This window comes from Bartonella sp. AC130YNZD (assembly GCF_042196865.1).
In the GTDB taxonomy this organism is placed as follows: Bacteria; Pseudomonadota; Alphaproteobacteria; order Rhizobiales; family Rhizobiaceae; genus Bartonella.
In genome coordinates this window covers 1-10,431 of record NZ_JBHIQZ010000034.1, presented here as the reverse complement: position 1 = coordinate 10,431, position 10,431 = coordinate 1, and the positions used below count along the sequence as shown (strand labels likewise).

Annotated in this window: 9 protein-coding genes; all 9 read right to left on the bottom strand. The window is 41.1% G+C overall.

The genetic code is table 11. From position 1 onward, the window contains the following. Nucleotides 1-165: 165 nt before the first annotated feature. The 9 genes from ACFINU_RS08455 to ACFINU_RS08415 are packed head-to-tail and all read right to left on the bottom strand — an operon-like array spanning nt 166 to nt 10,325. Nucleotides 166-1,299, bottom strand: coding sequence for a phage tail protein (locus tag ACFINU_RS08455; RefSeq protein ID WP_375618760.1), 1,134 nt, complete (start codon nt 1,297-1,299; stop codon nt 166-168). 7 nt (nt 1,300-1,306) lie between these two features. Next, nucleotides 1,307-2,320 (bottom strand): phage tail protein, encoded by a 1,014-nt coding sequence (locus ACFINU_RS08450; protein WP_375618761.1) that lies wholly within the window; start codon nt 2,318-2,320, stop codon nt 1,307-1,309. Nucleotides 2,321-2,328: 8 nt separating this feature from the next. Further along, nucleotides 2,329-3,330, bottom strand: a complete 1,002-nt coding sequence (locus ACFINU_RS08445; RefSeq protein ID WP_375618762.1) for a phage tail protein — start codon at nt 3,328-3,330, stop codon at nt 2,329-2,331. Nucleotides 3,331-3,342: 12 nt separating this feature from the next. Then, nucleotides 3,343-3,996 carry a transglycosylase SLT domain-containing protein gene (locus tag ACFINU_RS08440; RefSeq protein WP_375618763.1) on the bottom strand — a complete coding sequence of 218 codons (654 nt, stop codon included), beginning with the start codon at nt 3,994-3,996 and terminating at the stop codon, nt 3,343-3,345. Between the two features lie 37 nt (nt 3,997-4,033). Then, entirely contained in the window at nt 4,034-6,223 is a 2,190-nt protein-coding gene (locus ACFINU_RS08435) for a hypothetical protein (protein ID WP_375618764.1), read from the bottom strand. Nucleotides 6,224-6,236: 13 nt separating this feature from the next. Next, on the bottom strand, nt 6,237-7,547 hold the full coding sequence (locus tag ACFINU_RS08430; protein ID WP_375618765.1) for a hypothetical protein: 1,311 nt from the start codon (nt 7,545-7,547) through the stop codon (nt 6,237-6,239). A gap of 45 nt (nt 7,548-7,592) precedes the next feature. Then, nucleotides 7,593-8,441, bottom strand: coding sequence for a hypothetical protein (locus ACFINU_RS08425; protein WP_375618766.1), 849 nt, complete (start codon nt 8,439-8,441; stop codon nt 7,593-7,595). A gap of 1 nt (nt 8,442) precedes the next feature. Beyond that, the gene (locus tag ACFINU_RS08420) at nt 8,443-8,868 is read right to left on the bottom strand and encodes a hypothetical protein (RefSeq protein ID WP_375618767.1); all 426 of its coding nucleotides are present in this window, start codon (nt 8,866-8,868) and stop codon (nt 8,443-8,445) included. Next, nucleotides 8,868-10,325: a hypothetical protein gene (locus ACFINU_RS08415; RefSeq protein ID WP_375618768.1), complete on the bottom strand. Its 1,458-nt coding sequence runs from the start codon at nt 10,323-10,325 to the stop codon at nt 8,868-8,870. Before ACFINU_RS08415 ends, ACFINU_RS08420 begins: the two co-directional genes overlap by 1 nt. Between the last annotated feature and the right edge of the window lie 106 nt (nt 10,326-10,431).

Here is a 10,431-nt window from a genome sequence, read left to right as displayed (position 1 = left end):
TTTCAGTGAACCATCAAGCTCTGTTTTCAATGCGGCTTTCAGTAAATCAAAAACGCCAGTAAGCGGCGCATGCACAAAACCTCCCCCCGAATACAAAACGACCCGTACTTGAGACGGGTCGCTAAGCTCTGATATCGCAAACGGTTTTAATGACATTTCAACTCCTCATGTCTTGATCCCATAAATTACACTCACATTAACGGGGCGCGTTTCAACACCACCAACCCTCTCTGCCATGAGATGATGTTCATGATGCTCTCTGTCATTCAGACCGTCTGTTATAGGCGTTGAATAATATAAAAAATTAGCAAAGGAACTCCTGATAAACCAAGGTAAACGCGGCGGCTTGTCTTTTTCTGTAAACCAAAAGGGAGTCTCTACCTGTGGACTTCCTGCTATTTGGTCAAATTCTTGATTACACTTGTCCAAAGCATCCCCACTCAAACCTACACACTCTTCGTCTATAGCTCTCTTGCGCCTTGTCACGCGCGCTTCAGTAGAAGAAACATCCCGTTTCTTTCGAGAAGAAAGACCTTCTGATGACGCGGGACCTATAAAATGTTCATGCGCTTTTAAAGAACAGGGTTGTATACTTGCAAAAGAACGCCAAGGGTCTAAATTGCGTTCATTATCAAGTCCCCGTAAAAACATTCCTCGAAAATCGGGAACATTAAACGTCGTGGCGCCATCCCCTTCTCCCCACGTCGTCCCTATTACTTCAAACAAGGCTCTATACGTTCTTCGCGAATAAGCCTTCCCATCACATGGCAACCAACCATCTGGCAAGCGCTCCATTGCAAACGGTCCTATCAGACCGGAAGGTAAACGTTTTAAGGAAGAAACTTTGCCCCTTGTCGGATTGAGAACTTGCCAACCCGTAAGCTCTTCATCATACACAAGCGTATAAAGACAGCCATCTTGTATCTCTCCTCCCGATAAGGCTAATAAACCGGTTTCTGTCGCCTTATAAACGGGCTTACCAGCTAAATTATTTAAAGCAATTGTTGTCGCCCCAACATTCTTGCCCTTCGCTTTAAAACAAACCGATATGCCATTCTTATACTCTAAAAATGCCGATTGGCTTAGAAGCCTTATCACGCTCGTCTTTTGTTGATCATCAACCGTCACAATCCCTTCAAGCACACCCCCCGTATCCGATAAATACTCACTTACCCGTTGCATCATAAAACGAGCACTATTATTAACCGTGTTAGGGTGCTGTCCCTCTGACCAATTAATTAAAGCATCAGCACCACCATTCTCAGATGCCGTTAAAGACCAATCATAAATCGTGGACATCTAAACCTCACGTCTTGATTCCAAACACAACACTCATATTAATCGGGCGCGTCTCACTTACACCTGAACTTGCCAATGCAACATCGCGCATATGAAGGTGGGAATGGGGAAAGGCGAGCTTATGGTGCACGCGTATATCCTCTGCCCTCACGCCCAAACGTTCAGCAAGCTTCAACCTTTGCTGGTCATTCAACACATATCCCCAGATGATCGTCATATCACCATGCCAACTCTCTTCCTGATTTTCATCATTCAAAATCGTAAAGGATTGACCCCCATGGTCATGCTTTCTCATTGCGTCATTTTGTAAAGTGCCAAGATAACGAAAGCGGTCTATCTCGCGGTCATCATCAACACCTCGTAAAAAAACACCACGCAAATCGGGAACATTAAACTTCGTCCAACTATCAGCGCCTCCCCACCTGATCCCTATCGCTTCATAAAGAGCAGGATAATCACTACGCAAATAAGCCTTCCCATCACATGGTAACCAGCCATCTGGCAAAACTTGCATCCCAAAAATCCCTATCGTCCCTGGTGGATAAACGGGAATAACCGGCTCTTGTGATAAAGAGAGAGGCGTAGGATTTAAAACTTGCCAAGCATGATCCCTATAAACCAAGCTATAAATGCATCCCCTTTGAAGCTCGCCCCCAGATAAAACACGAATGCCTAATTCCGTCGCCTTGTAAACAGGTTTAGCCGCCAAATCATTCAAGGCAATTGCGGTTTCCCCAATATTCTTGCCCTTCGCTTTAAAACAAATTGATATCCCATTCTTATACTCTAAAAATTGCGATTGGCTTTGAAGTCTTATCAACGTCGTCTGGTGTTCAGCATCAACCGTAAAAGTGCTTTCAATCACACCACTCGTATCCGATAAATATTCACGCACACGCTGCATCATCACACGAGCACTATTATTCAGACTACTAGGACGTTGTCCTTTTGACCAATCAATCAAATCATCACAATAGGCATTCAAGGAGGCATTTAAAGACCAATCATAGATCGTCGACATCTTACACCTCATGTCTTAATCGCAAACAGAACACTCACATTTACTGGACGCGTCTCGCCTTCACCAGTGCTCTCCAAAACAACCTCTTGGTTCTCATCAAGAGTATGAGAACTTACAATATAGCCCCCTAAATTCTCACGCTCTATGCCCATAAAATTCGCTAGAGAGCTCCCCCCAAACAAGCCTAGACGATAGCCCAACACATCCGTCGTATTCCCATCCCAAAAATTTTCGTTGCTGGTAAAATGAGACATCGAAAGGCTCTGTCCTTGATGTTGATGCGACTCGATTAAATCTGTTTGCACACTTGCAAAAGAACGCCCCTCATCAATATTGCGCCCTCCATCAAGCCCCCGTAAAAACATCCCTCGAAAATCGGGAACATTAAATGTCGTGGCGCCATCCCCCTCTCCCCAAACCGTTCCTATCGTCTCAAATAAATCACCATAATCACGACGCAAATAAGCCTTCCCATCGCAAATTAACCAATCCTTTGGAATCCCGCGCATTCCAAACGTTCCTATAAAACCCGTGGGATAAAGACTGCTTTCTTCTACTAAAGGGAGTGGGGTAGGATTAACAAGATGCCAATGATCTCCATTATAAAACAATGTATAAATGCACCCTTGTTGGATTTCCCCTCCCGATAAAAGCGATAAACCCGTTTCCGTTGCCTTATAAACCGGCTTGCCATCTAAAGCATTTAAGACAATCGTGGTCGCTCCAACATTCTTACCCATAGCCATAAAGCGCAAAACGATACCATTCTTATACTCTAAAAACTGTGAAGTGCTTGCAAGTCTTATCACACTCGTTTGTTGGACATGATCATTTGTAACAATGCCTTCAAGCTCTCCACCCGTGTCTGACAAGTATTCCTTTATGCGCTGCATCATCACACGGGCGCTCGTGTTCACACTGCTAGGATGCTGTCCTTCCGACCAATCAATTAAATTATCCACGCGCGTATTATCCGACGCTCTAAGCGACCAATCATAAATCGTTGACATTTCTCGTGAATCCTAGCTTCTGTAAAACGGTCCGTAAAACGCCCGCATGAATGGCGTCATCAAAGGATTATCATCTTCATCACTCTCTTCTTCTTCCGAAGACTCTTCTTGTGATACTAATAATGCCCGTAAAACCTCTAACAAGTTGTCTCTATTTCTAATGCCACCATGCGCTATAGGACTTGCTCTATGAGGCTGCCCACCATACATCTGTAATACACGGTTTACAAAATCACTTGCACGCATAGCGTTGTTTCCACCATTCAAGCCAACCGCATTGCTCCCAACAATTTGCGCCGCATTGGCATGGGGATTTTGAAGAAGCCGCGCGGCTCCTCCTGCTCCTTGTTGATGGGCTAAATACAACTCCGCTTCACTAGGCGCTCTTCCCAAAAGGCGGCTTAAATGATTGCGATTATCAAGCGTCAACCGCCCCATGGCATCTGCCGCTTGCATGGGATCAAACCTATCCTGCAAACCATATTGCTTGGCGGTGCTGTCTATAAATTGATACAATCCACCCGCCGAAGAACGGGGATTTCTTGCATTCGGATTGCCGCCACTTTCCACTTGCGCAACACGGTACAAATAACTCTCTGGCAAGCCATAACGTGCTGCCGTTTGCCGTATCGCTTGATCAACTGAAGGACTATAATAGCTAGTCATTTTGTTAGCTTTCCCCATTGTTGATATCACTATTGCATTACTCAGAATTCCTAGATCCCGCTGTCATCATTCCCCACATTAATCGAGATAAAGAAGCATGAAAGCGTTTTGCAATATCATTGTTTACAAGTCCTTTTTCATAATCATTAATGAAATCTTGAATAATTTTTGCTACTTGTTTGTTATTATATCCCCCTACTTTTAAAGAATCGAGCTCTAGCATTTTTTTATCTAGTTTCTGGAGAGCTTTGAGATTTTTCTGGCTTGTTGTCATCCTGTGTGCATTTCTTAGTATTCTTACAACAGCATGCGGAAATTGCCCAATATCTTTATATTCTTTAAACCCTTGAAAAAGTTTTGGGCGTGCTCTATCTCTTAGCTCTGGAATTCCCTTATAGGTTTTATTATACAACTGTTCGTACTCAAAAGCGTCCTTTAGTCTCTTTACAGCATCTTCACCAAAAAAAGATTTTAGTTTTTCTACATAGCTGTCTGTGTTGAAAAGATTTTTATAATATTCTAACTTATCGCTAGAATTGAACATTTCATCATCAATCTTACTTCTTGCGCCTAATTTATAAGCATCTTCGAATGACGGAGCTCTATCACCAACAGATGACACTTTACCTTTACTTTGATATAGATTTCTTTTATTCAGAGCCTCATTGATAGAAACAGAAGAACTCAAAGAATCGTATCCTTCTTTTATAGCTTTAGAGAGATCTTTATAAGAGGCAAAAACCTCCCTTGCTGTCTTATAATCCCCTGAAATGTCCTCTAGCAACTTTATAATATACTTTTCAAGTGAAACAAGATCCGCAGTGTCTATACCATTTAGATTATCACGTTGAATCTGATTGCTAATCTTTACTTTGGTTCGGTGAAGAATATCCATTATAGAATCAGGATATTTTTGTACATACGCCGCATCCGTAATTTTTCGATTATTGACATCTTGCGTAGCTTCTTCGTAAGCTTTCTTAAAATGTGAATGCTCCATTAACTGTTGCACCTTTTTTTGGTGTTCAGGCTTTAAAGCAGTACTTAATGCTGTATCATATAATGGTTGTGACTTTATACTACCTATATTATCAAAAGCTTTTTGAAGCTGTCCTGCATCCAGAGTCGAAGTAGATTTGTTTACTGACTCTTCTAAAGCATCTTCAAGATCTCCACTTCCCTTTCTTTTGATAAAGTTTTCATCTAGAGCTTTGCCCATTCGTCCTGAAATTCCAGCTGCTCTTTTACCAAGCTCTTCATTAAGCTGCTCATGAAGCATCCTATTGTTTTGAACTATACCATAAATATGATTTTTAAATCCTGGAATAATATCACTAAGACGTGCTTCAGAACCACTTTTTGCAAGAGTATCTGGTAGGTTTTCTATCCCCGAATGATATGCATAACTAGCAATATTCCGTAAATCTCTCTTAGAAAAACCATCTGGAGCTTTCTTTCCTGCATTGCCGATAGCATTATACCCTCTCCCAGCAAAAGAACCTACGATAGAGAGAAATGGAGACGCTACACTTCCAATCGCAGCATTATTTATCCCACTATCTATAGAATCTCCCCATCCTACACCACTTCCAACTCCTGATAACGCTCCTGATAATGCACCTGATCTCACCGCTGTTTTAAGACCTAAATCTTTTCCTGGAATACCTATTGCTTCACCTACAAGACGGGGAAACAAACCAGCTTTTCTAGCTCCAAATGCTGCTAAACCTAACCTACTCGCAATTAACGGCACTCCCCCCGTCGCTATCAATGGTAAAATAGACCCTATAAAATTTCCACCAAATGATAACCAAGGATATGCTCTATGTACTGCCCTCTGATAAGCGCGTGCCTTCTTTACAGCCTCATCATAATTGCTTCCTGATAAGTGGGAAAACAAACCTTGAAGCTCATCACTAAAATTTGCTGTAAGTCCTTCTGCAGTAGAGCTTCTGAGAGCATCCCACATCGAAATATTTTCAGTAGGATATTCTTCTTCTAACTTTTGTGTTTCTTCTGGATGCTGTGTAACCCCTGTATAGCTATTTTGTGCATTCCAAATTTTTTCCATTATATCTTTATCTGAAATATGACCAATGATAGGAGAATAAGGTGTATAATTACTCGTCTGCTGGCTGCTATTTTTATACAATACCGCTTGAATTTTTTCCATTATGTCTTTATCTGAAATATGGCCAATAACAGGAGAATAAGGTACATATCCCATATCAATTTCTCTTTCACTTGTTTCTTATGTAACCACCGTCATCTACAAAGATTTCACCTTTAGACAATCTATCCTCATCATCTTTATTTTTTACATGTGTAAATTGTGAAATAGGTAAAATAGGCAATGATAGAAAATCCTTATATTCAGTGTTCCAATTATTTAAAAGTTTTTGTGTATTACTCCTTGCCTTCAACACTGCCTCTTTTACAGCTATAATTTCTTCTAACAATATATCTCGCCTCAGGTTTGTATCTAAATTTCCCAAACGGGTCTGTAATGATGTAAATTCTTGTATATTCATATTTCCATACCCTGACGCTCCATTTGGTGACTTCTGTTTCATTTCCTCCAAAGTATCACGTGCAAGATTCTTTTTAACCGCTTCAATATTTGACTTTAATATTGAAGCGTCAGTTGAAGATAATATTGAAAACATTGGTGCTAATATATTTGTACCAGTTAATGTAGATCGAACTAGTTTTTCTGTATTCTCAAGTAACCTAATATTAGTATTCTGACTAACTAATTCAGATTCAAAAAATTGTTTTTGCTTTGTAATCTTTTCTTTTTTTTCCTCATATGTCTTACTTCCTTTAATAACCTTTGCTTCCCACTGTTTAGTCTCAGGATTAAAAAAACCATAGTAATCAGGAGAAAATTTAGGTGGTGTATTATCTATTTGTTGAGAACTAGAACGTGCATTCATTCCTTGTGTAAACAACCCATTAAGCATTTGAGGATTACGTGCCATGAACCGCGCCTCTTCTTCACTGTACCCTTTAGATTTTAGATATTCGACAGTCTGGTTAATCTGCCCTCTTTTTTTATCGCCTTCATGCAAGCTCTTCAACCCATTGGCAAAAAGTTGCCATCCAGATGAATTTGGACTAGCCGTTATCGCCCCCATAAGAAAATCATCAATATTTTTACTAACATCAGACTGTGAAAAACGTGAAAGTTTATCCCAAAAACTAGGTTCTGGTTTAGAATTTTGTTCTTGTGGTGTCACTGGTTCTGTTACAACAGATGCATGATTTCCTACACTAGGTGGAATTTTTTCTCTTGGAATTGGAAACGAAGGTTTATTTTCCTCATTAGGATAAATAGAGCCTATTGGAGCAGGAGAAAAGGAGCTTATATTATATGGATTATTTATAGAAATCATACTAGGGAGAACTGGTACTTGAGGAATAAATGGTAATTTTCTATCTTTATCCAGTCTTTGACTTTCATCTATTCCTTCCTGTAATAACTCTGTTCCCGTTTTTTTTCGTTTTAATGCCAAACTTCTATTTTTCGGGTCAAAACTCATAAAAACCATTACACTACCCCTTTTAACTATTTATTTTTTCTAAGATTATTCAAACTAAACGGCAGCATTTGCTGCCTTTTCCGCAGCCTTCTTTAATCCAAAAAGCACCATCATAGCATTCTGCCAAGGGTCGTTACCATGCATCTTAGATTCTGACACATTATTCATTGTCGTGCCGTAATTTCTTGCAAAGCCATGACCGGCGTTCATAAGCATATTCAACCTATTCCAGCCGCTATTGTCTTGTTCCAGCCAACGTTCTCTATTGGCATCAACAAGGCGTTGATTGTAGTCATTAAGAACAGATGACCCCTGCAACATATTCGAATAGGCATTATTATAAGAGGGGAATAAGTTGCCGACCATGCCTAAGCGGTTCTCATTCAGTTGATCAATCATCGAATTGGCTTGCATCATATGCTGTAAATCTCTATCACGCTGGCGATACTTGATACGAGCTAATTCATCATTAAGCCCCCTCTGTAACTCATTGTTATGCGCACTAGAGCCATAAAGACCACTACCTAAAAACTGTCGATTAATACTATTTCTTATTTCACTTAAGCCCTCTTTAAGTTCCTCATCAAATTGAGAATTCGGTCCCATCAAACCACCAGATGCAATCCAGTTAAGGTTTCTCGCAGACGATGTTGGAGTATTCATCAAATGATTCATATAATTCTGATACTGATGAGGAATAGCTCCAAGACCTCCAATTGCTTGATAAGTTGGAGCACTTAAAGGTGCAACACGAGGTCCCCCATACACATTACCACCCATCCCTGTGTCATACATGTTATACGCATCTGCACCCCCACGCTTAAAGACATTCTGCATCCAAACGGGAGGGGCGCTTGTTTGTACCTGCTTCTGTTCTGTCGTTGCTGGTCTACTGCTCCCCATGTCACAATTCCTTCTTATAATAAAGCATCGTTATGCCATAACCTTGTTTGTTCAGTGCACGTTTCCATCCCAAACGACCCAAGATCTCCATTTCAGAAGCGCCATTCTCACGCGCCCAATCCTCTACAAATGTCAAATTATCAATTTGATCAAGAACGCCCTTGCCACTACATTCACAAATCAGTGCGCGCTTCTTTCCTAAAACTGTCTGCTGTATCTGGGTCGTGAATGCCGCTAAAAAGCGCTCGTCATCATCCAAAACAAGCCATAACTGTTTCTTGCCACTGCAAATCGCTTCAAGGAGCTCTTGCAACGTGATTTCATGTTTGAAACGCTCCACATACTCGCGAAACGACGCAATGATGTCTTCCAGATAAGGCGCTATACGCTCCATATCCCAAGACGTGGTCAAAAAAACTTTTGCCATTATCCTCTGCCTAAAGGACGTAAATCCACATTAAACCCTGTGTTATGGTTCCAATGAACGCCTTCAGGAATACGCAATTTAAAGCGGTGATAACGATTGCGCGAACGACCATGATAAGCGCCCGTGACATATGAACATGCCCTCTCTTGGTGCCATGTAATCGGTGTCTGATGATTGCGAAGCCGACGCTCTCCTATGCTTAAAAGACCTTGCGTCGTATCAACTTCGGCAAATACTTTCGTGATAAAGTTAAAACTTCCATCTGGTGCTCCCATTTCTTGTGAAACAACCGTTGCCTCCATTGGTGCTCCCGTAAACATAACAAGCCGATTGTTATCATCAAAAGCACCAAGCATTGGCGCGCCACTTTGCCAACGAGGGCTGTCTAAAGAAGCCGGCAATGCCTCAAGATTGATTGAAATCTCATCTAACTGTTCTAAAGTATAACCTGTCGTAAATACTGGAAACAACGTGAAAAGTTTTCCCTGTAGCGTCGACCATTTCTGCAAGCCCCAATCATAAACAAAGGTCGTTTGCTCGTTATTGCCTCTTTTTAAGGACCAGTAAATCCGGTTATCAATGGGATCTATCACTCCTTGCATCTCATCAAGAGCAAATTTATCAAAAGTTTTAAAAACCGTTCTATCAACCTTCTCAAAGCCTATCGGCAAAAGTTGACCATCAGCACTGATCTGATAAAAGCCACCATCACTCGCAAAAAAAGCATCACTCCCTCGACACGCTATAGAGGCTGCACTGCGCGCTCCACGCTTGTCTTGGATCTTTTGAAAAACAAACGGGCTTTTGGAACCTAACGTCAAAGAACCAGCATAAATAGCGGAACGAAGAAAAATAAGGGGATTGGTTGTTTCTGTTGCCCCCTGAACGTATTCTCCATCTTGGAAGTCCATATAACCACTAACATTATATTGAGTCTCCCATAGAGTTTCATCGCCTTCTCCAGACCAATGGATGCGATTGGGATTATCTGTCAATTGCATCAAACAAACAAAGGGTCCCCAAACTTTGACCAATCCTGCTTTCGGTGGATTGCCTTCTAAATCTTCAAACCGTTCAGAACTAAGGACCTTGAAAACTTGCGGTTTATCATTTTTATTCACCGCAATAACCATGTTTTTAAAAAGAGCAAACGACCATTTATTCTCTTCATTTGCATGATAGGTCACACCACTTTGGCTTATGTCTTTCCAACCCTTGGTTTGACTATCATAACTGTAAAGCTTTTGTTTGCCTCCTACAATTATCTTAACACCATTGCCACTTCTAAACGCTATGCACCCCAAAGGCTTTTCTTCTAAAGCATGCGACACTACCATTGCATTAGGCATGGGTATGTAACCGCCATCTGCTGGTAAAACATTCACAAGCGTATCCGTAAAGCTACCGTTGACGACCGAAACATCTGGTCTGTAATCAGCGATTGGAAAATAAACCATCTTAAAAATCCGTTGGTATTATTCTGGTCACGTTATGACGTTGAGACGTCTCTGCACGCAATTCATGCAACTGTTCGTTAAAGTCATTGTACGCTGCCGTTGCACA